The 22970-nt window shown below is 61.1% G+C and carries 19 protein-coding genes; 4 read left to right on the top strand and 15 right to left on the bottom strand.

The window, feature by feature from the left end; genetic code table 11:
- Positions 1 to 3 precede the first annotated feature (3 nt).
- Positions 4 to 963, bottom strand: coding sequence for a MoxR family ATPase (locus M2400_RS13765; protein ID WP_003218556.1), 960 nt, complete (start codon positions 961 to 963; stop codon positions 4 to 6).
- A 331-nt stretch (positions 964 to 1294) separates the two neighbouring features.
- Complete coding sequence (locus M2400_RS13760; RefSeq protein ID WP_177048407.1) at positions 1295 to 1651, bottom strand: hypothetical protein; 357 nt, start codon at positions 1649 to 1651, stop codon at positions 1295 to 1297.
- Positions 1652 to 2120: 469 nt separating this feature from the next.
- Here M2400_RS13760 and M2400_RS13755 point away from each other — a divergent pair, with 469 nt between their 5' ends.
- The gene (locus M2400_RS13755) at positions 2121 to 6980 is read left to right on the top strand and encodes an NAD-glutamate dehydrogenase (protein WP_259197076.1); all 4860 of its coding nucleotides are present in this window, start codon (positions 2121 to 2123) and stop codon (positions 6978 to 6980) included.
- A gap of 99 nt (positions 6981 to 7079) precedes the next feature.
- Here M2400_RS13755 and M2400_RS13750 read toward each other — a convergent pair whose 3' ends face one another.
- The 4 genes from M2400_RS13750 to M2400_RS13735 form a co-directional block, all read right to left on the bottom strand.
- On the bottom strand, positions 7080 to 8075 hold the full coding sequence (locus M2400_RS13750) for a tetratricopeptide repeat protein (RefSeq protein WP_177115724.1): 996 nt from the start codon (positions 8073 to 8075) through the stop codon (positions 7080 to 7082).
- Positions 8076 to 8267: 192 nt separating this feature from the next.
- Positions 8268 to 8960, bottom strand: a complete 693-nt coding sequence (locus M2400_RS13745) for a GntR family transcriptional regulator (RefSeq protein ID WP_177079453.1) — start codon at positions 8958 to 8960, stop codon at positions 8268 to 8270.
- 17 nt (positions 8961 to 8977) lie between these two features.
- Positions 8978 to 9682, bottom strand: a complete 705-nt coding sequence (locus M2400_RS13740) for a FadR/GntR family transcriptional regulator (RefSeq protein WP_177048412.1) — start codon at positions 9680 to 9682, stop codon at positions 8978 to 8980.
- Positions 9683 to 9822: 140 nt separating this feature from the next.
- Positions 9823 to 11133, bottom strand: coding sequence for a C4-dicarboxylate transporter DctA (locus tag M2400_RS13735; RefSeq protein ID WP_177079454.1), 1311 nt, complete (start codon positions 11131 to 11133; stop codon positions 9823 to 9825).
- A gap of 232 nt (positions 11134 to 11365) precedes the next feature.
- Between M2400_RS13735 and M2400_RS13730 the strand changes: the two genes are divergently transcribed.
- The gene (locus tag M2400_RS13730; RefSeq protein WP_177120773.1) at positions 11366 to 11995 is read left to right on the top strand and encodes a DNA-3-methyladenine glycosylase I; all 630 of its coding nucleotides are present in this window, start codon (positions 11366 to 11368) and stop codon (positions 11993 to 11995) included.
- Between the two features lie 109 nt (positions 11996 to 12104).
- Here the strand turns inward: M2400_RS13730 and M2400_RS13725 are convergent, their stop codons facing one another.
- Positions 12105 to 12506, bottom strand: a complete 402-nt coding sequence (locus M2400_RS13725) for a cupin domain-containing protein (RefSeq protein ID WP_259197073.1) — start codon at positions 12504 to 12506, stop codon at positions 12105 to 12107.
- Positions 12507 to 12590: 84 nt separating this feature from the next.
- The gene (locus tag M2400_RS13720; protein ID WP_177048416.1) at positions 12591 to 14024 is read right to left on the bottom strand and encodes a PLP-dependent aminotransferase family protein; all 1434 of its coding nucleotides are present in this window, start codon (positions 14022 to 14024) and stop codon (positions 12591 to 12593) included.
- Positions 14025 to 14186: 162 nt separating this feature from the next.
- Between M2400_RS13720 and M2400_RS13715 the strand changes: the two genes are divergently transcribed.
- On the top strand, positions 14187 to 14630 hold the full coding sequence (locus M2400_RS13715) for a carboxymuconolactone decarboxylase family protein (protein ID WP_177079457.1): 444 nt from the start codon (positions 14187 to 14189) through the stop codon (positions 14628 to 14630).
- Here M2400_RS13715 and M2400_RS13710 read toward each other — a convergent pair whose 3' ends face one another.
- From M2400_RS13710 to M2400_RS13680, 7 genes are all read right to left on the bottom strand, one after another.
- The gene (locus M2400_RS13710; RefSeq protein ID WP_177048418.1) at positions 14631 to 15398 is read right to left on the bottom strand and encodes an SDR family oxidoreductase; all 768 of its coding nucleotides are present in this window, start codon (positions 15396 to 15398) and stop codon (positions 14631 to 14633) included. It lies immediately after the preceding gene.
- 19 nt (positions 15399 to 15417) lie between these two features.
- Positions 15418 to 16485, bottom strand: coding sequence for a phosphotransferase family protein (locus M2400_RS13705; RefSeq protein WP_076014879.1), 1068 nt, complete (start codon positions 16483 to 16485; stop codon positions 15418 to 15420).
- A gap of 130 nt (positions 16486 to 16615) precedes the next feature.
- The gene (locus M2400_RS13700; RefSeq protein WP_259197069.1) at positions 16616 to 18469 is read right to left on the bottom strand and encodes a pilus assembly protein TadG-related protein; all 1854 of its coding nucleotides are present in this window, start codon (positions 18467 to 18469) and stop codon (positions 16616 to 16618) included.
- A gap of 83 nt (positions 18470 to 18552) precedes the next feature.
- Positions 18553 to 19509, bottom strand: a complete 957-nt coding sequence (locus M2400_RS13695; protein WP_177079459.1) for a 2-hydroxyacid dehydrogenase — start codon at positions 19507 to 19509, stop codon at positions 18553 to 18555.
- Positions 19510 to 19640: 131 nt separating this feature from the next.
- A complete protein-coding gene (locus M2400_RS13690) occupies positions 19641 to 20177 on the bottom strand; it encodes a cysteine hydrolase family protein (RefSeq protein ID WP_259197067.1) in 537 nt (178 codons plus the stop codon).
- Positions 20178 to 20394: 217 nt separating this feature from the next.
- On the bottom strand, positions 20395 to 20991 hold the full coding sequence (locus M2400_RS13685; RefSeq protein ID WP_177079460.1) for a TetR/AcrR family transcriptional regulator: 597 nt from the start codon (positions 20989 to 20991) through the stop codon (positions 20395 to 20397).
- 52 nt (positions 20992 to 21043) lie between these two features.
- Positions 21044 to 21427 carry a tautomerase family protein gene (locus M2400_RS13680; protein ID WP_003210790.1) on the bottom strand — a complete coding sequence of 128 codons (384 nt, stop codon included), beginning with the start codon at positions 21425 to 21427 and terminating at the stop codon, positions 21044 to 21046.
- Between the two features lie 252 nt (positions 21428 to 21679).
- Here M2400_RS13680 and M2400_RS13675 point away from each other — a divergent pair, with 252 nt between their 5' ends.
- Positions 21680 to 22957, top strand: a complete 1278-nt coding sequence (locus tag M2400_RS13675) for a serine/threonine transporter (protein ID WP_177048428.1) — start codon at positions 21680 to 21682, stop codon at positions 22955 to 22957.
- Positions 22958 to 22970 lie beyond the last annotated feature (13 nt).

Genomic DNA, 22970 nt, shown 5'->3' with positions numbered 1-22970 from the left:
GCGTCAAGCGACGGCAACGACGTCGAGAATGCGTTGCACCACGCGGTCCTGGTCGATACCGGCCGCTTCAGCCTCGAACGACAGAATGATGCGGTGGCGCAGCACGTCGAACAGCACCGCCTGGATGTCTTCCGGGCTGACGAAATCGCGACCGGCCAGCCAGGCGTGCGCCCGGGCGCAGCGGTCGAGGGCAATCGAGCCACGGGGGCTGGCGCCGTAGGCAATCCACTCGGCCATTTCCGGGTCGAACTTGGCCGGGGTGCGGGTGGCCATCACCAGTTGCACCAGGTATTCCTCCACCGCGTCGGCCATATACAGGCCAAGGATTTCCTTGCGGGCAGCGAAGATCGCCTGCTGGCTGACCCGGCGTTCGGGCTTGGTTTCACCGTTGAGGGCTTCGCCACGGGCCTGCTGCAGGATGCGGCGCTCGACGGCGGCGTCGGGGAAACCGATTTTCACGTGCATCAGGAAGCGGTCGAGCTGGGCTTCAGGCAGCGGGTAGGTGCCTTCCTGCTCGATCGGGTTTTGCGTGGCCATCACCAGGAACAACGGCGACAGTTCATAGGTACTGCGTCCGACGCTGACCTGACGCTCGGCCATGGCTTCGAGCAAGGCGGACTGCACCTTGGCCGGGGCGCGGTTGATTTCGTCCGCCAGCACCAGGTTGTGGAAAATCGGGCCTTGCTGGAACACGAAGCTGCCGGTTTCCGGGCGATAAATCTCGGTGCCGGTGATGTCGGCGGGCAGCAGGTCGGGGGTGAACTGGATGCGATGGAACTGTGCTTCGATCCCTTCGGCAAGTTCCTTGATGGCCTTGGTCTTGGCCAGGCCGGGAGCGCCTTCAACCAGCATGTGGCCATCGGCGAGCAGGGCAATGAGCAAGCGCTCGATGAGTTTTTCCTGGCCGAGAATCTGCGTTGAAAGAAAGGTTCGCAGCGCAAGCAGCGCTTCACGATGTTCCATCGATGACGGTTCCTGGAGAGGTGAGCCCGGGCGTTGTCAAAAACGCCAGGGCCTGGGGGGCTTACTTTAATGCATCAGGGGGGGCTGCGACTAACGGCACAGGGGGTATTTTTTGGGAATTGTGGGAAATGTCCGAGGTTTTTACAGGCTGACTCCGGCCTGTGTGGTGAGGGAGCTTGCTATGTGGCGAGGGAGCTTGCTCCCGTTGGGCTGCGAAGCGGCCCCAAAACAGCGAACCGGGATCTGCCTGGAAAAATGCGGCGGCCTTATTGGGGCTGCTGCGCAGCCCAGCGGGAGCAAGCTCCCTCGCCACATTGAACGGTTTTGGCAGTCAGGCCCGGATATAGGTGCCGGTGCCTTTGAGAATGTTCTGCAGGGTTTCTTCCACTTCGGCCAAATCCGACTCCGCCGTGCCGTGGGTGATTTCCAGATGATCGTTGCCGCCCAGTGCGTCGGCGTCCGCCGCGCCAATCTCCACGAGCAATGTCGTGGCACCGAGGGTGATCTTCAGCCCGTCCAGGGTCGACGGCTCGTAATCCCAGGTGATTTCCACCTCATCCTCATCCGGATAACGGGTGACCATGAACATCTCGCCCTTGTCGCCGTGGCAGCAGAGCATGGCCATGTTGTCTTCCTCGTCATCGCACGGGTTGACGATCAGGTGGGCGGTGGTCAGTTGCAGTGGCATGGTCAATCCTGTCTTGGGGGAGGGCGCAGCAGGGCAATTGTGCCATTGCGGCGAATTTTGTGCTGCATCGTGTGTCAGACCTTGTGGCATGACCTGGCGGGCAATATCAGTCATTTCCGGTACTCGGCGCCTCGGGATTTCTCTGAAAACACCCGGTTGCCCAAGTCGCAACCCGCCAGCAGCGTGCCGATGACCGAATATGTCGCAGCGTCGCAAGCAGCACGCTTCCTACACTCGTTAAGCTGCGCAACGGATGTGCCTCGCCAGGAGTCTGACCTGCCCGTCGTACCGTCACCTGGCAAGGTGTACATCTTATGGAAGTTGAATGTGACCTCATTGTCTTGTCCAGCTTCACCCACCTGTCACTCTGAATTCGTTACTGTAGACCGCGAACAGAGCTGACGGTCTCCCCGCAAGGGGATAACACGCGACGCTTCCATCAATAACAAGCCCAAGCGGAGTACCACAGATGGCGTTCTTCACCGCAGCCAGCAAAGCCGACTTCCAGCACCAACTGCAAGCGGCACTGGCGCAGCACATCAGTGAACAGGCACTGCCACAAGTGGCGCTGTTCGCTGAACAATTCTTCGGCATCATTTCCCTGGATGAACTGACCCAGCGTCGCTTGTCCGACCTGGCCGGTTGCACCCTGTCTGCCTGGCGCCTGCTTGAGCGCTTTGACCACACCCAACCGCAAGTGCGGGTCTACAACCCCGATTACGAACGTCATGGCTGGCAATCGACCCACACCGCGGTCGAAGTGCTGCACCACGACCTGCCATTTTTGGTGGACTCGGTGCGTACCGAGCTGAACCGCCGTGGCTACAGCATCCATACCCTGCAAACCACCGTGCTCAGCGTACGGCGTGGCAAGAAGGGCGAGCTGCTGGAAATCCTGCCCAAAGGCACCCAGGGCGAAGACGTTCAGCAAGAATCGCTGATGTACCTGGAAATCGACCGCTGCGCCAACGCCGCCGAGCTGAATGTCCTGAGCAAGGAACTTGAGCAGGTACTGGGCGAAGTGCGCGTCGCTGTCGCCGATTTCGAGCCGATGAAGGCCAAGGTCCAGGAACTGCTGGACGGTATCGACGCCAGCGCGTACGTGATCGACGGCGAAGAAAAAGCCGAGATCAAGAGTTTCCTGGAATGGCTGGTGGGCAACCACTTCACCTTCCTGGGCTATGAAGAGTTTGTGGTACGTGACGAGGCGGACGGCGGTCATATCGAATATGACGCCAATTCGTTCCTCGGTCTGACCAAACTGCTGCGCCCGGGCCTCACCGCCGACGATCTGCGCATCGAAGACTACGCGGTGAACTACCTGCGTGAACCGGCCGTGCTGTCGTTCGCCAAGGCCGCTCACCCAAGCCGCGTGCACCGCCCGGCCTACCCGGACTACGTGTCGATCCGCCAGATCGATGCCGACGGCAAGGTCATCAAGGAATGCCGCTTCATGGGCCTCTACACCTCTTCGGTGTACGGCGAAAGCGTGCGGGTAATCCCGTACATTCGCCGCAAGGTCGCGGAAATCGAACGTCGCTCGGGCTTCCAGGCCAAGGCGCATTTGGGCAAGGAACTGGCCCAGGTGGTCGAAGTGCTGCCCCGGGATGATCTGTTCCAGACCCCGGTGGACGAGCTGTTCAGCACCGTGATGTCGATCGTGCAGATCCAGGAACGCAACAAGATCCGCGTGTTCCTGCGCAAAGACCCGTACGGTCGTTTCTGCTACTGCCTGGCCTACGTGCCGCGCGACATCTATTCCACCGAAGTGCGCCAGAAGATCCAGCAAGTGCTGATGGATCGCCTGAAAGCCTCGGACTGCGAATTCTGGACCTTCTTCTCTGAGTCCGTACTGGCTCGCGTCCAGCTGATCCTGCGGGTAGACCCGAAGAACCGCCTGGACATCGACCCGCTGCAACTGGAAAAAGAAGTGGTGCAGGCCTGCCGCAGCTGGCAGGACGACTACTCCAGCCTGGTGGTGGAAAGCTTCGGCGAAGCCCATGGCACCAACGTGCTCGCAGACTTCCCGAAAGGCTTCCCGGCCGGCTACCGCGAGCGTTTCGCCGCGCATTCGGCCGTGGTCGACATGCAGCACCTGCTCAGCCTGACCGAAGCCAACCCGCTGGTGATGAGTTTCTACCAGCCACTGGGCCAGGTTTCCGGCCAGCGCGAGCTGCACTGCAAGCTGTATCACGCCGACACTCCGCTGGCACTGTCCGACGTGCTGCCGATCCTGGAAAACCTCGGCCTGCGTGTACTGGGTGAATTCCCGTACCGCCTGCGTCATGCCAATGGCCGCGAGTTCTGGATTCACGATTTCGCGTTCATCGCCGCCGAAGGCGTGAACCTCGACATCCAGCAACTGAACGACACCCTGCAGGACGCGTTCGTGCATATCGTGCACGGCGATGCCGAGAACGATGCGTTCAACCGCCTGGTGCTGACCGCCGGCCTGCCATGGCGCGACGTGGCGCTGCTGCGTGCCTACGCCCGTTACCTGAAGCAGATTCGCCTGGGCTTCGACCTGGGTTACATTGCCAGCACCCTGAACAACCACACCGACATCGCCCGCGAGTTGACCCGGTTGTTCAAGACCCGTTTCTACCTGGCGCGCAAGCTCACCAGCGACGACCTGGAAGACAAGCAGCAACGCCTGGAGCAAGCGATCCTCACGGCCCTGGACGACGTTCAGGTGCTCAACGAAGACCGCATCCTGCGTCGCTACCTGGACCTGATCAAGGCCACCCTGCGGACCAACTTCTACCAGGCGGATGCCAACGGTCAGAACAAGTCCTACTTCAGCTTCAAGTTCAACCCACACGCGATTCCTGAATTGCCCAAGCCGGTGCCGAAGTTTGAAATCTTCGTCTACTCGCCACGGGTTGAAGGCGTGCACCTGCGCTTTGGCAACGTCGCTCGCGGCGGCCTGCGCTGGTCCGACCGTGAAGAAGACTTCCGTACCGAAGTGCTGGGCCTGGTAAAAGCCCAGCAGGTGAAGAACTCGGTCATCGTGCCTGTCGGCGCCAAGGGCGGCTTCCTGCCGCGTCGCCTGCCACTGGGCGGCAGCCGGGACGAGATCGCGGCCGAGGGTATCGCCTGCTACCGCATCTTCATTTCCGGCCTGTTGGACATCACCGACAACCTGAAAGACGGCGCCCTGGTGCCACCGTTGAACGTGGTGCGCCACGACAACGATGACCCGTACCTGGTGGTGGCGGCGGACAAGGGCACTGCGACCTTCTCCGACATCGCCAACGGCATCGCCATCGACTACGGCTTCTGGCTGGGTGATGCGTTCGCCTCCGGTGGTTCTGCCGGTTACGACCACAAGAAAATGGGCATCACCGCCAAGGGCGCGTGGGTGGGCGTGCAGCGTCACTTCCGTGAGCGCGGCATCAATGTCCAGCAAGACAGCATCACCGTGGTGGGCGTGGGCGACATGGCCGGCGACGTGTTCGGCAACGGCCTGTTGATGTCCGACAAGCTGCAACTGGTCGCGGCCTTCAACCACCTGCACATCTTCATCGATCCAAACCCGACCCCGGCCAACAGCTTCGCGGAACGCCAGCGCCTGTTTGACCTGCCGCGCTCGGCCTGGACCGACTACGACACCAGCATCATGTCCGAAGGCGGCGGTATCTTCTCGCGCAGCGCGAAGAGCATTGCCATCTCGCCACAGATGAAAGAACGCTTCGACATCCAGGCCGACAAGCTGACCCCGACCGAACTGCTGAACGCCTTGCTCAAGGCGCCGGTGGACCTGTTGTGGAACGGCGGTATCGGTACCTACGTCAAGGCCAGCACCGAAAGCCACGCCGATGTGGGCGACAAGGCCAACGACGCCCTGCGCGTCAATGGTAACGAGCTGCGCTGCAAGGTAGTGGGCGAGGGCGGTAACCTCGGCATGACCCAACTGGGTCGTGTGGAATTCGGCCTCAATGGCGGCGGTTCCAACACCGACTTCATCGACAACGCCGGTGGCGTGGATTGCTCCGACCACGAAGTGAACATCAAGATCCTGCTCAACGAAGTGGTGCAGGCTGGCGACATGACCGACAAGCAACGCAACCAGTTGCTGGCGAGCATGACCGACGAAGTCGGCAGCCTGGTGTTGGGCAACAACTACAAGCAAACCCAGGCCCTGTCCCTGGCGGCCCGCAAAGCTTTCGAGCGAGCAGCCGAGTACAAGCGCCTGATGAGCGACCTGGAAGGCCGCGGCAAGCTGGACCGTGCCATCGAGTACCTGCCGACCGAGGAGCAGCTCAACGAGCGCGCCGCCGCGGGCAAGGGCCTGACGCGTCCGGAGCTGTCGGTACTGATCTCCTACAGCAAGATCGACCTCAAGGAAGCGTTGCTCAAATCCCTGGTGCCGGATGACGACTACCTGACCCGTGACATGGAGACCGCGTTCCCGCCGAGCCTGGTGGCCAAGTTCTCCGAAGCCATGCGTCGCCACCGTCTAAAGCGTGAGATCGTCAGCACCCAGATCGCCAACGACCTGGTCAACCACATGGGCATCACCTTCGTTCAGCGACTCAAAGAGTCCACCGGCATGAGCCCGGCGAACGTGGCCGGTGCCTACGTGATCGTGCGTGACATCTTCCACCTCCCGCACTGGTTCCGTCAGATCGAAGCCCTGGACCACCAGGTGTCGGCCGACGTGCAACTGGAGCTGATGGACGAACTGATGCGCCTGGGCCGTCGTGCCACGCGCTGGTTCCTGCGCAGCCGCCGCAACGAGCAGGACGCCGGGCGCGATGTTGCGCACTTCGGTCCACACCTCGCTGCGCTGGGTCTCAAGCTCGACGAACTGCTGGAAGGTCCGACCCGCGAAGGCTGGCAGAACCGTTACCAGGCTTACGTCGAGGCCGGTGTGCCAGAGTTGTTGGCGCGCATGGTTGCAGGCACTACGCACCTGTACACCCTGTTGCCGATCATCGAGGCCGCGGACGTGACAGGCCAAAGTGCAGCAGACGTCGCGAAGGCTTACTTCGCCGTCGGCAGCGCCCTGGACTTGCCGTGGTACCTGCAGCAAATCAGCAGCCTGCCGGTGGGCAACAACTGGCAGGCCCAGGCCCGTGAGGCCTTCCGCGACGACGTGGATTGGCAGCAACGGGCGATCACCATTTCCGTACTGCAAATGGCCGACGTGCCAGAAGACATGGAAGCCCGCGTGGCCCTGTGGCTTGAGCAGCACCAGGACATGGCTGATCGCTGGCGCGCCATGATGGTTGAAATTCGTGCTGCAGTCGGCACGGACTACGCCATGTACGCGGTGGCCAACCGTGAGTTGCTGGACCTGGCAATGAGTGGTCAGTCGGTGCTGTAAAAAGCCTGATTGAGGGTTAACACCGAAAAATCCCCGTGTCGAAAGACACGGGGATTTTTTTTGGGTGGACGCTTACGTCGAGGGCATGGCTGCCGTGGGTCAGTTGCCGGAACCCAGCACGACTTTTGGTTCATTGAATTGAGCGACCAGCAGCACCTTGCTGTTCAACTCAGCGAGGATGGACAGGGAGGCGTCATATTGCTTCGGACTCATCTGGTGCAAGATTTCCTCGAGGTCAGCGTCGAGTTGATCAACCGATTCAATACCGACGTTTCTGTCACGTGCAAATTTCAATAGTGCGCGGGCTTTGGGCAAGTCTTTTTCGAGTCCATAGGTGCGCGCTTTTTTGGCCCCTTTCCATGGCATGCCGGCCAGTGCGTAGCCGTATTCCTGTATGCCTTCCAGTTCGCCCGCCGCTACCAATTGTGCAAACCTTTGCTGCTTCTCGAGCGTGCTGGCTGTTGATGTCTGGGGGTAGACGCGATCGTACAGTGCCGGTGGATACCCGCTGTCAGCAGATTTTTGGCACATCTCTTCAATCAGTGCGTTGCGCTCTACGGCGTTGGTCATCAGCCCCGGGTGTTCCCGGTAGGCTTGGGCCAGTTTGAATTGCGCCTTTGAGTTGCCTGTGGCTGCGGCCTGGGTCAGCCATGTAATGTCCTGGGTCAGGGTATACATGTTTAACATGCCCTGGGCATTGCCAGCGGCAACTGCCGCCATGGACAGCTCCCTGGCTTTTGCCAGAGATTCGGTGTCCCCGAGCCACATCAAGGCGAAGACGTTGTTCTGTGCCGCTGCAAGCCTGAGCCATTTTTTGGTTTCCGGGAACGCATAGCGAAATGCCCCGAATATATAACCGGTGCAAGTGGCCATGGCGTATTGCGATTGCGCGTCGCCATTCAGCGCCGGGAAGGTCAAATAGAATGCCGCGTCGTCAATTTTGCCTCGACGAAACAACGCGCTTCCAATCTTCCTTGCGGCGTCGGTCAGTTCAGCCAACGTTGCATTCAAGGGGGCCGGCAGAGAAGCCTTCTGATCATTCAATTGAGTAATCAGGGTGGACAGCTTCGACGACACGTCTGGGTCAATGTACATTTTCGATACCTGTAATAGAGCACTCAAGCAGTGCGGGATACAGGTTATGGAAAGGTCACCTGGCGCAGGCGTTACATAGCTAGGGCGGGCGCGGATCAGGCGGTGCTGGAGTTGGCTTGGCTGATTAGTAGACAAAACCATGTGTCGAAAGATACCGGGCTTCTTTGTGTTCGCTTTACAAGATTGGCGATGCTACGAAATAAGTAGCTTGGCTTCCAGGTGGTCCAGATGCCGGGTCATCAAGGTGACGGCGGTACCGGCGTCGCCTTGCTCCACCGCATCCACAATCGCCCTATGCTCCTGCCACGCGCAATACGTGCAGGCCGTCGCCTCAAGCTGCGCTATCACCAACGACGTCAACGGCACCAGGCTGTTGAGAAACTGCGCCAGCGGTGCATTCCCGGCGATGGCCGCCAGTTGCAGGTGAAACTCCCCTGAAAGCCGAATCGCCGGGCCGCGTTCGTCATGCTCAATGCAGGCGCGTTCCCGTGCGATCAGCTCTCGCAGTTGGCGGATCTGTGCCGGTTTCGCGTGAGCACACGCCAGTTGCACCACGGTGATTTCCGTCAGGCGACGGGCCTCCAGAATTTGCCGGGTTTGTTGGGCATCCGGTGCTGCCACCTGGGCCCGATGGTTGGGCCGCAGGATGATTACTTGTTGGTGCGATAGCCGCGCCAGCACTCGGCGTATCACGCTGCGGCTCACACCAAAACTCTGCCCCAGGCTTTCTTCGGTAAAGCGGCTGGCCGGGGCGATGCGTTGTTCGAGAATGGCGTCGAACAGCCGCGGATAGATGTCGTCCACCGAGAGTTTTTTGCCGGGCACCAGGCGTATCGGCGGCAGGACATTGACGACGCTGTTACGTTGCAGGGCAGGGGCGTTCATGGGCGGTCTCCAAAAAGTCAGCTACCCAGATGGTCATCCGGGATGTTCAAGCGAATGCCCATGCGCAAGCCTTCCTGCAGGATGTGCCGGCGCATTTCGGCGCTGGCCAGGGCGCTGTTCTTGTTGCGGATCGCGCGCACCACGGCGTCGTTTTCCTGCAGGCGCTCCGCCAGGTGCTCGGGGGAGTTGCGCAGCACCTGGGCGCTTTGCTTGAGGGCGTTGCTGGTTTGTTGCACCACGTTCTGGAAGATCGGGTTGGAGGTCAGGGCGAACAGTTCTTCGTGGAACGCGATGTAGGCGTTCATCCCGGCTTCGCTGTCGCCGGCATCGAGGGCCTCGCGCATGTCCATCAGGGTCAGGCGCAGTTGCCCGACCTCCTTGCTGCTGATGGATTGGGCCACCAGGCCGACGATAAAGGGCTCGAGGGTGTAGCGCAGTTGCAGGATGTCTTCGAGGCTGGCGTCGGCCACGCCGCTGTCCTGGGCCTGGGGTTCGCTGAGGGTGGCTTCCAGCACCACCACGCCCTTGCCGGGCATGGAGCGCACCAGGCCGAGGGTTTCGAGCACGATCACCGCTTCGCGCAGGCTCGGACGGCTGATGCCCAGTTGCTCGGCCAGTTCACGTTGGCCGGGGAGCATCTCGCCGCGTCGCCACTGGCCCTTCGCCAGGGCGGCGCGCAGTTTTTCTACCACTGAATTGACGACGGTTGAGGTGCTGATCACGTCGATGCCTCCTTGATGATCTAGTGTGGGAGCTGGCTTGCCTGCGATAGCGGTGTATCAGTCAAAAATTCATTTGCTGACCCGGCGCCATCGCAGGCAAGCCAGCTCCCACATTGGAGTGGTGTGTTGTCGGGAAAGAGTCAGAACTCCTGGTGGGCGGGCACTACCGGCTTCTTGGCCTGGAAGGCATACCCTTGCTGCCCGTCCAGCACCTTGTTGGCGCGCTGGATATCGATGTCTTTTTCCCAGCGGGCGATGGCCACGGTAGCAACGCAGTTGCCGATCAGGTTGGTCAGCGCCCGGCCAATCCCCATGAACCAGTCCACTGCCAACACCAGCACCAGGCCCACCACCGGAATCGCCGGGATCGCGGTGAGCGTCGCCGCCAGAATCACCAGGGCCGATCCCGGGATCCCGTGGGCACCCTTGGAGGTGATCAGCGATACCAGCAGGATGGTCAGCAGGTCGGTCATCGACAGCGGCGTGCCGGTGGCGTTGGCGATAAATACGATGGCCAGGGTCAGGTAGATCGAGAAGCCATCGAGGTTGAACGAGTACCCGGTGGGAATCACCAGACCCACGGTCGAGCTGCCGATGCCCAGGTGCTCCAGTTTACGCATGATCTGTGGCAACACCGCATCGGAGGACGCGGTGCCCATCACGATCAACAGCTCTTCGCGCAGGTACTTGAGCAGCGGCAGCATCCGCAGGCCCGACAGGCGCATCACCAGGCCGAGAATCACCGCCACGAACATGAAACAGGTGAGGTAGAACAGGCCCACCAGGCTACCCAGGTGTTGCAGGGAATCCAGGCCGTAGGTGCTGGTGGTGAAGGCGATGGCGCCAAACACGCCGATGGGTGCCAGGCGCACGATCATGCCCATGATGCGGAAGATCACGTGGCTCAGCTCGTTGATCAACCGCGAGATGCCGGAGGCGGCTTCGCCCACCAGGTTCAGGGCGCTGCCAAACAGCACGGAAAACAACAGCACCTGCAGCACGTTGTTGTCGGCGAAGGCGCCGATCACCGAGTTGGGGATCAGGTCCATCAGGAACTGGCTGGTGCCCTTGATGTGTTGGCCTTTGTCGGCCAGTTCATTCAAGCCGGCGGAGGAGAGTTGTTCCAGGTGGATATTGGCGCCGGTGCCGATCCCGGTACTGAAGGCCATGATCAGGCCGATCACCAGGGCCACGGTGGTCAGCGCTTCAAAGTAGATCACCGACTTGAGCCCGATGCGTCCGACTTTCTTCAAGTCGCCGGCACCGGAAATACCGCTGACCACCACGCAGAACACGATCAGGCCAATCAGCATTTTGATCAGCTTGATAAAGCCGTCACCCAGGGGTTTGAGTTGCGAGGAGAATTCGGGAAGGGCGAGGCCGCAGATTATGCCGATGACCAGGCCAATCACGACTTGCAGGAAAATCGAACGCGAGCACCATCTGAGCATGGGAAGGATCTCTATTCGGTGCCCTGGTGGGTCCAGGGCTTAATTGTTGTGGTCTGACCGGTATGTCCAGTGCGGGGCCAGTCTACGCTCGGTTTTTTTCCAGCTGCAAGTAAATATTACAGAGAGGATGGGTCCCGGTCTGACCAGTTGGTCGCCAAGGTCGGGGCTTGAGCGGTTGGCGGCCCGGAATTTTTTTCGCTTATCATCCTGGGCTCGGTTCCCAAGGTGAGTTATGGATATTCCAGGATTGATTACGGACGCGGCGGGCATCACGAGCTGTACGTGGCGCACGGCGGCGCCGGAGTACGCGCATTACCACGACCATGAATGGGGCGTGCCGGTGGCCGAGGACATTGCGCTGTACGAGAAGATTTGCCTGGAGGGTTTTCAGGCAGGCATGGCGTGGATCACCATCCTGCGCAAGCGCGAGGCGTTTCGCCGGGCGTTCGAGGGCTTTGATTTTCGCCGGGTGGCGCAGTACACCGAGCAGGACATCGAGCGCTTGATGGCCGATCCGGGCATTGTGCGTAATCGCGCCAAGATCGTGTCCACCATCAACAACGCCCGGCGCGCCTGTGAGCTGGTGGATGAGACCGGCTCGCTGGCGGCGTGGCTGTGGTCATTTGAACCGGCCGCCGATGAGCGTCCGGCAGTGGTGGACATGGCGTACTGGACGGCCAATCCCACGTCAGCTGCGTCAACGCGCTTGTCCAAGGCCCTGAAAAAACGCGGCTGGAGCTACGTGGGGCCGACTACCATGTATGCGTTGATGCAGGCGATGGGCATGGTCAACGACCACCTTGAAGGCTGCGTCTGTCGGCCAAGAATCGAACACCTGCGCCGCCACTTCAAACGCCCCTGAGCGCGGTCAAAACTGTGGGAGCTGGCTTGCCTGCGATAGCGGTGGGTCAACAAACACAACTGTGTCTGATACACCGCTATCGCAGGCAAGCCAGCTCCCACAGGGACGGTTACTTTGGCAACGGTGTGAGTACGTCGGCCTTGTCGTCCATCACCATCACCACCAGCAGTTTCGCCGGCTGGGTCTGGCTGGCATTGCTGGATTCAAAGTGCCGCGAACCGGCGGGTTCATAGAACGATTGGCCGACCTTGTAGGTGATCGCCTTCTCATCGTTGACCCGCGAGGTGATTGCACCTTCCAGCACATAGGCCACGGCCGTGCCGGTGTGGCTGTGGGGCACGGTGGCCTGGCCCGGGGCGTAGTCCACGGTGAGCATGATGGTTTTCTTGCCCGGAACGTTGGTCAGGGCATGCTCTTGCAGGACGTTGATCTTTTCCTGGTTGTACACCGGGTCGTGGGCAAAGGCGCTTAACGAGGCCAGCAACAGGGTGGTGCCGAGCAGTATTTTCATGGCGATGCTTCCGGGAAGTTTTAGACCCCTTCACCCTACGCGCAGGTCATGGGGCGACCAATAACCAATCCGCCGGAAAATCCCTCAGCCAATCTCTTGCAGGATGTCGCGTACCTTGTCCAGCGCGGGGTCGATATCCAGGGTTTCAATGGCGCCGAAGCCAATGATCAAACCGTCGCGCACCGGCGCTTCATGGAAGAACACGCTCAAGGGATACAGGCCGACCTCGACCTTGCGGGCCAGCTCCATCAGCAGCGGGATATTTACCGGCACCTTGCACAGCGCCGCCATATGGAACCCGGCCACGGTGGGCACCGCTTCGAACCACGGCGACAGGTCTGTGGCCAGGCGCTTGAGAATGCGCTCCCGGCGCCCCGCGTACACGGTATGGCAACGACGAATATGCTTGAGCAGATAGCCTTCGCTGATGAACTTGGCCAGGGCCCATTGCGGCAGGGTGGAGCTGTGTTGGTCGGTCAGTTGCTTGGCCTTGAGCACTGCGCCAAAAATCGCCGGCGGCAGCACCGCATAACCCAGGCGCAGCTCTGGCAGCAGGGTTTTGGAGAAGGTCCCGACGTAGGTGACGACACCCCGGGTGTCCATGCTTTGCAGCGAATCGGTGGGGCGCCCCTCGTAGCGAAACTCACTGTCGTAATCGTCTTCGATGATGATTGCGCCCAGCTCGAACGCCCGCGCCAGCAACGCCTCGCGGCGCGCCAGGCTCATCGGCATGCCCAGGGGAAACTGGTGGGACGGCGTCACATAGATCAGCCGGGTGCCGTCGGGAATCAGCTCTACCTGGATGCCCTGTTCGTCGACCGGCACGCCCACCACCGTAGCGCCCACCGCGTTGAACATCAGGCGTGCCGGGGTGTAGCCGGGGTCTTCCATGGCAACGATGCTTGCGGGTTCCAGCACCACGCGGGCGATCAGGTCCAGCGCCTGCTGGGCCCCATTGGTGACCACGATGTCGTCATCCCGGCATTTGACCCCGCGGGAAAACGCAATATGCCCGGCGATCGCATTGCGCAAGGCCGGCAAGCCTTCAGGCTGGCTGTAGTAACCGCTGTTCTGGGCGATGCGGCGCAAGGCGTCCTGGGTGCAGCGGCGCCATTCTTCCTGGGGAAACTGGCTGCGGGTGGTGGCACCCCCGATAAACTCGCAACGCAAGGTGCCGTCCCGGGTTGGGTGGCGCATGGGGGAAGGCAGTGATTGCCACTTGGCGAGGTTGGCGGCGCAGGCCAGGTCTGTGGCGGTTTGCAAGCGCTCGGAGCGCGGCGCCCGGGCGTTGACGAAGGTGCCACGGCCGATCTTGCCCACCAGCAGGCCTTCATAGGTCAGGGTGGCGTAGGTGTCGGACACTGTCTTGCGCGACACGCCCAATTGCTCGGCCAACAGTCTGCTGGGCGGCAGCTGCGCGCCGGCCGCCAGTTGTCCCGACTCAATGGCCGCGCGCAGTTGCTGGTAAAGCTGTTCGGCCAGATCCTTGCGGCCATTGATGACGACGTGCAGTTCCATGTTTCATCCAGAGGCGATCAATCCCTGGCAAGGTTACCCGTAACCGTCGCGGCTCGGTACCGCCAAAGTGGTCCCCTCATAAACCGGCGTTTTGGCTATAGGGCTTATGCCACGCGGCCTTTAGGCTGGGCAGTCATTGCATTTGCCACTGGGGCTACACCGATGGAACCTCGCCTGGATTACTACACCGCTTCGCCACAAGCGCTCAAGGGCATGCTGATGCTGGAAGCGGCGACCTTTGGCTTGTCCATCGAAAAGCCCCTGCTGGAGCTGATCAGGATCCGGGTTTCGCAGCTCAATCAGTGCGGGTTCTGCACCGACATGCACTCGATGGCAGCGCGTCAGCGGGGCGAGAGCGAACGCCGGCTGTTCGCATTGTGCGTATGGCGAGACTCGCCGTTTTTTACCGCGAGGGAGAAGGCCGCCCTGGCCTGGAGCGAATCCGTGGCCACGCTGCCGACCTCCAGCGTGCCGGATGAACTGTTTGCGGCGATGCGCGTGGAGTTCAGCGAGCAGGAGCTGGTGGACCTGACCATGGCGGTGTCCAGCATCAGTGCCTGGAACCGCCTGGCCGTAGGGTTTCGCCAGCAACCGCCGAACGATTGATCAGGACAGGAAACCACCGTCCACGTTCAGCGAAATACCCGTGGTGTAGCTGGATGCATCGCTGGCCAGGTACAGCACCGCGCCGGCCATTTCGCTCGGGTCGGCCACGCGCTTGAGGGGGATCTGCGCCAGGGCCATTTTCAGGATCGAATCGTTTTTGACCAGCGCGGAGGCGAACTTGGTGTCGGTCAGCCCCGGCAGCAGCGCGTTGCAACGAATGCCGAACGGCGCGCATTCCTTGGCGAAAACCTTGGTCATGTTGATCACGGCCGCCTTGGTCACCGAGTAGATGCCCTGGAACACGCCCGGCGATATCCCGTTGATGGATGCCACGTTGATGATGCTGCCGCCACCGTTCTCGCGCATCAGCTTGCCGGCTTCCACCGACATGAAGAAGTAGCCGCGAATGTTCACATCGACGGTCTTCTGGAACGCGCCCAGGTCGGTGTCCAGTACATTGCAGAACTGCGGGTTGGTGGCGGCGTTGTTGACCAGGATATCCAGGCGGCCGAACTGTTCGCGGATCGCGGCGAAGACATTCGTGATCTGTTCCATTTCGCCGATATGGCAGGCAATGGCCGTGGCCTTGCCGCCGTCGGCGATGATCGCATCGGCCACGTGCTGGCAGCCGTCGATCTTGCGGCTCGACACGATCACGTGGGCGCCTTGCTGGGCCAGCAATTTGGCAATCGCCTCACCAATACCGCGGCTGGCGCCGGAAACGAAAGCGATCTTGCCGTCGAGGTCGAACAGTTGAGTCTTGGACATGGTTTTTCCTTGAAGAGGGTCAGAGGGAAGACTGTTTGATGACATTCAGGCTCATCTGCTCCAGCAGCTTGTTCATGTGGATGAACTGCGCAAAGCGTTTGTCCTGGGTCTGGCCATGGAAGAAGCGGTAGTAGATCTGCTGCACGATGCCGGCCAGGCGGAACAGGCCGTAGGTGTAGTAGAAGTCGAAATTGTCGATCTGGATCCCGGAGCGCTCGGCGTAGTAGTCGACGAACTGGCGGCGGGTGAGCATGCCGGGGGCGTTGCTCGGCTGGCGTCGCATTAGCTGCACCGGCGCCGGGTCGGCCGCTTCGATCCAGTAGGCGAGGGTGTTGCCCAGGTCCATCAGCGGGTCGCCGAGGGTGGTCAGTTCCCAGTCGAGCACACCGATGATCTGCATCGGGTTATGCGGGTCGAGGATCACGTTGTCGAAGCGATAGTCGTTGTGGACGATGCTCGAGGTGGGGTGATCGGCTGGCATCTTGTCGTTGAGCCAGGCACGCACGGCTTCCCAGCTCGGTGCGTCAGGGGTCAGGGCTTTTTCGTAGCGATCGCTCCAGCCGCGAATCTGGCGCTCCACGTAACCCTCGGGCTTACCCAGGTCGGCCAGGCCGCAGGCGGTGTAGTCCACCTGATGCAGCTCGACGAACTTGTCGATAAAGCTTTTGCACAAGGCTTCGGTTTTCGCCGCATCCAGGCCCAGCTCCGGCGGCAGGTCCGAGCGCAGGATGATGCCGTTGACGCGCTCCATCACGTAGAACTCGGCGCCGATCACCGACTCGTCGGTGCAGTGCACGTAGGCCTTGGGGCAATACGGGAAACCGTCCTTGAGCTGGTTGAGAATCCGGTATTCGCGGCCCATGTCGTGGGCGGACTTGGCCTTGTGGCCAAAGGGCGGGCGGCGCAGCACGAATTCCTGGCCGGGGTATTCCAGCAGGTACGTCAGGTTGGAGGCGCCTCCCGGAAACTGGCTGATGTTGACGCTGCCGCTCAAGCCCGGAATATGGGCCTTGAGGTAGGGATCGATGAGGCTGGCATCAAGTTCTTCGCCGGGGCGAATCTGGGTCGATTGGTCATTAAGCGCCATGCTTATCCCTTCTGCTTATTCTTAAGGCCTTGGACTATTGGCTAATCTAATGCGCGTAGCCGCCCAGCCACAAGGTTGGGGCGGCTTAATAGGTTAGCGTGTTGGCCGATGATCAGCGGGCCTGATGTGCTCAGATCACCAGAATTGCACGCCCGCTTGGGTTGCAGGACAGGTTGGCACCGATCTCGACTTTTGCCAGGTCGATGCCCAGGCCGGCGAGGAGGTTGTTGACCAGTGGGTCGAGGAGTGGGCCGAGCAGGGCGGAGACCGTAGTGCTGACGAGGTTGAGCACCGTCGTCAACAGCCCGACGACCAGGCTCAGCACCAACCCCAGCAGCCCGCCCTTTGTGGGTGGATGGTTGATCAATTGGATGCCGTTGAGGGTGTTGGCCAGGCTGCCCACGACGTTGTTGGAGCTGAAACTGAAGTAATCCGGCGGGCTTTTTACCTCGGGTGGCGACAGGTAGGTATGGTTTCGGGTGGTCTTGGCCACGCTGCTGTCGACCTTCAGGCTGATACCGCCGACGGCATACGGCTCCCGGTCACACACACCCTTGCTGCAGGTTTTTTCGCCCAGGTCCAGCAGCGCAAATTCATTGACCTTCAGGGGTTCAGTGGAGGAAAACAGGTTCTTCGGATCGATCTGGCCCACCATCAACCGCACGGCAGAGGTAGTGCCCACAACCGACAACGATTTGTCCGCAGCGCTCGTGCAACTGTAACCGGTGACGCTGCTGCTGCCGCTGGCAGCCTCCAGGGCAACATCAATTTGCGAGCCGATTGCCGGGTCCAGGAAACCACCCAACAAGCCACCCACCAGCCCCGTTATTGTGCTGATAATTCCGTTCAGTCCGTCGATTACCGGCAGTTTGACGGAGATCAACGTCCTGACTTGCGCGGTCCTGACATAGATCGGCTGGGTGGCGATCAGCTTCGGGTTGCCAATGGCGGAAACCTGCGCCGGTTCAATCACCTTGGTCTTGACTGTGATATTCAGCAGGCCCAATACATCGATCGGCAACTCCACCGCCACGGCGTTGTACTTGTTCGACAGTTGCACAAACCCCTGAATCAGATTGAACAGTTGCAGGTTGACGTCCAGGGCGCTTTTGTCGGTGCCGTTCTGGATGCTCAGCAGGTCGCCCAGGTGCAGGATCTTGGTGCCGGGGGCAATCAGCTTGATCGCTTCCAGGTTATTGATCACCACCTTGACCGCATCGCCCCCCAGCTTGAGCACATCAATCGCAGCTTGAATCAGGTCGCCGACGCTGGCGTCGGTCTTGAGCAGTTCGTCGTAATTGCCGGCACTGACGTTAAGCTGAATAGCCAAGGCGTCCAGGTAACCGAGCAGGTTGATATTGGCCTTGATCAAACCCTCCCAGCCCAATGCGTCGAGTTGCAATTTGCCCCCCAGCAGCCCACCGATCAAGGCGTTGAGCGCTGCGGACTTGGTGCTGTCTACGGTCAGCAGCGTGCTGCGGATGGTCAGCACCGCCACCGGTGGTGCGGGCACGGCGGCCACAGCCACTGCGCGCAATTGAATCGTCGGGTTGAACGGGCCTGGGACGAACAGCATGAAAAGGCCGTTGGCGATGCTGGTGACCACGCGATGGGTAGCAATGACCTGGATCGCATCGGCCTTGGAGGGATTGGGGGAGAAGGTGCGGATGAAGTCAGCGCCGGTGACCAGCGTGCCACAGGCGGTGCTCAGGGTGCGGTTGTCGTCGATCGGGAAGTCATTGCGGGCCGCGCTTTGTATCGCAAACTGTGGGGCGTTGGTATTCGGGGTCAAGCAGGCGCCCCCGCGGCTCACCACCTCAAGCGCTGCGGTGTCGGCCACGCGTTGCAGCTTGCGCTTTTCCAGGTACAACCGGCCGCTGTCGACCACCAGCAACAGGAACAACAGCGCGATGCCGAGGGTCATCGCGCCCACCAAACCTATCGCACCGCGTTGGCGGGCCGGGCCGGGTCCATGGCAAACCATCCTGCGTTCCTTCGCCGGTCCAGTACCAGCGTCCTGAGCACTCCCGCAAACAGTTTAGTCAGGATTTGAATGGTTGCTGGCTATTAGCCATTATTTTTTGGCGGCAACATCACGGGGGTCAGCACGGGGCGCCCGGCGAAGTATTCCAACAGGTTGTCTGCCACGCGCTGCACGGTGTCATGGGCAGCTTCCGGTGACAGGCCGGCGACGTGAGGCGTGAGTATGGTATTGCTCAAGCGCTTTAAGGCATCCGGCACCTTGGGTTCATCGTCGAACACATCCAGTGCCGCGCCGCCGATGCGGCGCTGCTCCAGGGCGGTAATCAGGTCGGCGGTGACCACCACGCTGCCGCGGCCGATGTTCACCAGGAAACCGTTGGGCCCCAGCGCGTCGAGGGCCTGGCGGTCGATCAAATGCCGCGTGCTGGTGCCACCGGGCGTGGCCAGGATCAGAAAGTCCGAGGCCCGCGCCAGTTCCACGGCGGTGGCGCAGTAGGTGTAGTCGACATCATCGCGGGGCTGGCGGTTGTGATAACTCACCTCCATGCCAAAACCCAGGGCCGCGCGTTTGGCGATCTCAAGGCCCACGGCGCCCAGCCCGAGAATCCCCAGCTGTTTGCCGGCCAGGGAAGGGCGCATGACTTTGGGCCATTCGCTGCGCCGCACCGCCGCGTCTGCCCGGGGAATGTCACGCACCAGCGACAGCAGCAGCGCCATGGCATGGTCGGCCACCGATGGCGCATTCACACCGGCGCCATTGGTGACCACAATGCCCCGGTTGCTGGCGGCTTGCAGGTCCACGTGTTCATAACCGGCGCCGATCACACAGATGATCTCCAGCACCGGCAGCGCGGCGATTTCCTCGGCGTACAGGCCCAGCGGGCCACGGGTCAGTACCGCCTGGATCTGCCCGCCGTGGGTCTTGATCGCCTTGGCGCGCTCGGCCGGGGTCGGCGCGAGGATCACGTGAAAGCCGTTGCCTTCGATAATCGGCAGGTAGTCGTTGATGGTTTCAACCAGGACCAGAACGGTGACGGGCATGCGAGGGCTCTTCCTGAAGGGTTTGAGGAGTTCAGTATGCGACATTTTGTCGGTATGAACCCCGCGCCAGGTGAAGAAAAATCCGACGCCCGCTGGGTATTGATACTCCAGCGGGCGCTCCGGAGAGGATGTTAAAAGCAGATATCTGCCGCCTTAATACGTTTCACAAACGCCCCGGCCAACGTGGCGTTGTGATGCTCGATAATCGCCTCGGCCGTTAACGCCGGCGTGTCCATGCACGTGTGACCATCCTCCGGCAGCACCACCGAGAACCCCAGTTCGACGGCAACCCGGCACGTTGTGTCGATGCAGTACTGGGTTTTCATCCCGACGATCACCAGCTCATTCACCTGTGACGCCGCCAGTTGTTGTGCCAGCCCGGTGCCGAGGAAACAGCTGGGCCTGGATTTATCGAACACCGTGTCGCGGGCTTCATCCACCTCCAGCGCCGGCCATAGCTGCCAGAGCGGGCTGCCCGACTCGATGGGCGAGCCCGCAGGGCCGGTGTGACGTGCGGCGAAAATCGGTACGCCGGCTAGGCGGGCTCGCTGAATCAATGAGTTGATGGTGTCGAGTACGCGCTGGCGTTCGTGGGGTTTTTCCGGGCCGTCGTACAGACCGGTCTGCATGTCGATGACCAGCAGGGCGGGGCGCTTGGCTTCAGGCATGGTGTTGCTCCTTGTAGTTGCCAGACGGGCGGAGCAATAAAAAGGCCCCGTCCATTGCTGGCGGGGCCTTGGGTAAACCTGGGTGGCTTAGTTTGCGCGCCACTCACCGCTACCACACGACCCGCCATAAGCGGTCGTGGTAGTGGTACGGGTGAGGGCCAGCTGGATAAGGTTCATGGGCCGATCATGCTGGCGCTGGCGTTTGGCTGTCAACGCATCAGACGAGGTTTTTTTCCGGGAGCAGGATATTTCTGGCGGCGGCGAGGAACTCCTCGGACAGGCTGTCGCCTTTGGTCGCACGGGCCAGGGTCAGGGCGCCGACCATCATCGTGTACTGGGCAATGGCGGCCTGCCGGTCACCTTCGGGTGTGCCGGTAGCCTGGGTAGCGGCCAGGATCCCCATGGACTCTTCAAAACCCTGGATAAAGCTGCGTTGCAGCGCGCTGTCGGGCGCTTCATGGCACATTTCCCCGGCAAACGCCGCCACCGGGCAACTGTCCCCGGGGTTGTCGCGATTGGCGGCCGTGAGGTACGGATCGATCAGTGCCAGGCGCGCAGTCTCGGGGTCAGGGCTTTGCTCGACCCGCGCTTGCCAGCGCAGGCTCGATTGCTCGAACGCCCGGTTGCAGGCTTCCGTGGCCAGCGCCTCGCGGGACTCGAAGTGCCCGTAGAAACCGCCATGGGTCAGGCCGGCAGCCGCCATTACGTCCGACACGCTGATGCCATGGATGCCCCGTTCACGAAACAGTCGCGTGGCGGCCTCGACGATGATTTCGCGATTGAGTTCGGCTTGTTTGCGGGACACGCGTGGCATCGAAGGCTCTCTGGATCAGGTTGTGGCAGGAATGGGCGGCATCATAAAACGTTTAGCTGGCGTACTGCGCAATCCCGTTGCCGAACGACCAGTTTTCCTTCTTGACCTCCACCAGGCTGATAAACACGTCTTCCAGGCGCACCGCGAGTTCACGGTTCAGACTTTCGGCGATGGTCTTGTACAGCAGCTTTTTCTGCTCGGTGCTGCGGCCTTCATTCAGGGTGATCTGGATGATCACCAGGTTGTCGGTGCGCTGGATGCCCAGATACTCCGGGTCATAGATGAAGTGGTGCTCATCATGCTCGGTGAGGATCTGGAAATTATCGTGCTCGGGCACGCCAATCGCGGTGTGCATGGCGTTGTAGATCAGGACACCGACGCGTTTGGCGTAGGTGACGTCGGGGTTTTTCCGAAGGTCGATGCGCACGATTGGCATGGCAGTGATTCCAGTGAGAGGCGTGGCTTAAAAATACATGACGGTAGGCACTTATAAAATAGATTTCTTATGAAATGTAAAATTAAAGGCGTAAAAATCACCTTCAACCCTCTGCTCCGCACAACCATTCCTCAGCTAAGTCTTTGCTTATTCAAGCGAATCCCGGACAATCGCGCCCCTGTTTCGGTCGAGGCGCTGCCTGTCAGGTTTTTCTGACTCGTCCCGACTGAGTGAATGCGGAGATCCGAACGGATGAATGATCAGGCCAATAGCGTCGACGAACGCTACGCAACGACACCTGCAACCCTCACAAGCTGGAGCCGCCAGGACACCACCTGGATGCTCGGCCTGTTCGGTACGGCCATCGGCGCCGGCACCTTGTTCCTGCCTATCAACGCCGGCCTTGGCGGTTTCTGGCCGCTGATGATCCTCGCGGTACTGGCGTTCCCGATGACGTTTTTCGCTCACCGCGGCCTGACCCGCTTTGTGCTCTCGGGCCGCGAAGGCTCGGACATCACCGACGTGGTCGAGGAACATTTCGGCCTAAAGGCCGGTGCCGCGATCACCTTGCTGTACTTCTTCGCGATCTTCCCGATCCTGCTGATCTACAGCGTGGCGCTGACCAACACCGTCGGCAGCTTCATGGAGCATCAACTGCACATCGCGCCGCCGCCCCGGGCGATCCTGTCGCTGGTGCTGATCCTCGGCCTGCTGGCCGTGGTGCGCTGCGGCGAGCAGGTGATCGTCAAGGCCATGAGCCTGATGGTGTATCCGTTTATCGTCGCCTTGCTGTTCCTCGCCGTGTACCTGGTGCCGCACTGGAACGGTGGCATCCTCAGCACCGCCAGCACGGTGCCGGCCCCTTCGGCGCTGCTGCACACCTTGTGGCTGGCGATTCCGGTGATGGTGTTCTCGTTCAACCACTCGCCGATCATCTCGGCCTTTGCGGTGGACCAGAAGCGCCAGTACGGCGAACACGCCGAGGAGCGCAGCTCGCAGATCCTGTCCCGGGCGCACATCCTGATGGTGGTGATGGTGCTGTTCTTCGTGTTCAGCTGCGTGTTGACCCTGTCGCCTGCGCAACTGGCCGAAGCCAAGGCGCAGAACCTGTCGATCCTGTCGTACCTGGCCAACCACTTCAGCAACCCGACCATCGCGTTTGCCGCGCCGCTGATCGCGTTCGTGGCGATTGCCAAGTCGTTCCTGGGCCACTACATCGGCGCCAGTGAAGGCCTCAAGGGCCTGGTGTTGAAAAGCGGCCGTCGTCCGGCTGCCAAGACCCTGGACCGCATGACCGCCGCGTTCATGCTGGTGGTGTGCTGGATCGTCGCCACCCTGAACCCGAGCATCCTCGGCATGATCGAGACCCTGGGCGGGCCGATCATTGCGTCGATCCTGTTCCTGATGCCGATGTACGCGATCCGCAAGGTACCGGCCATGGCCAAGTACCGTGGGCAGGCGTCCAACGTGTTTGTGACGGCGGTGGGCCTGGTGGCGATTACCGCGCTGATTTACTCGTTGGTGTCCTGACAGCACCCCGTTT

The sequence above is a fragment of the Pseudomonas sp. BIGb0558 genome (genome assembly GCF_024807515.1).
Taxonomy (GTDB): Bacteria; Pseudomonadota; Gammaproteobacteria; order Pseudomonadales; family Pseudomonadaceae; genus Aquipseudomonas; species Aquipseudomonas yamanorum_A.
Note: the sequence above shows the minus strand (reverse complement) of the source record. Positions and strands in the feature narration are given on the sequence as shown.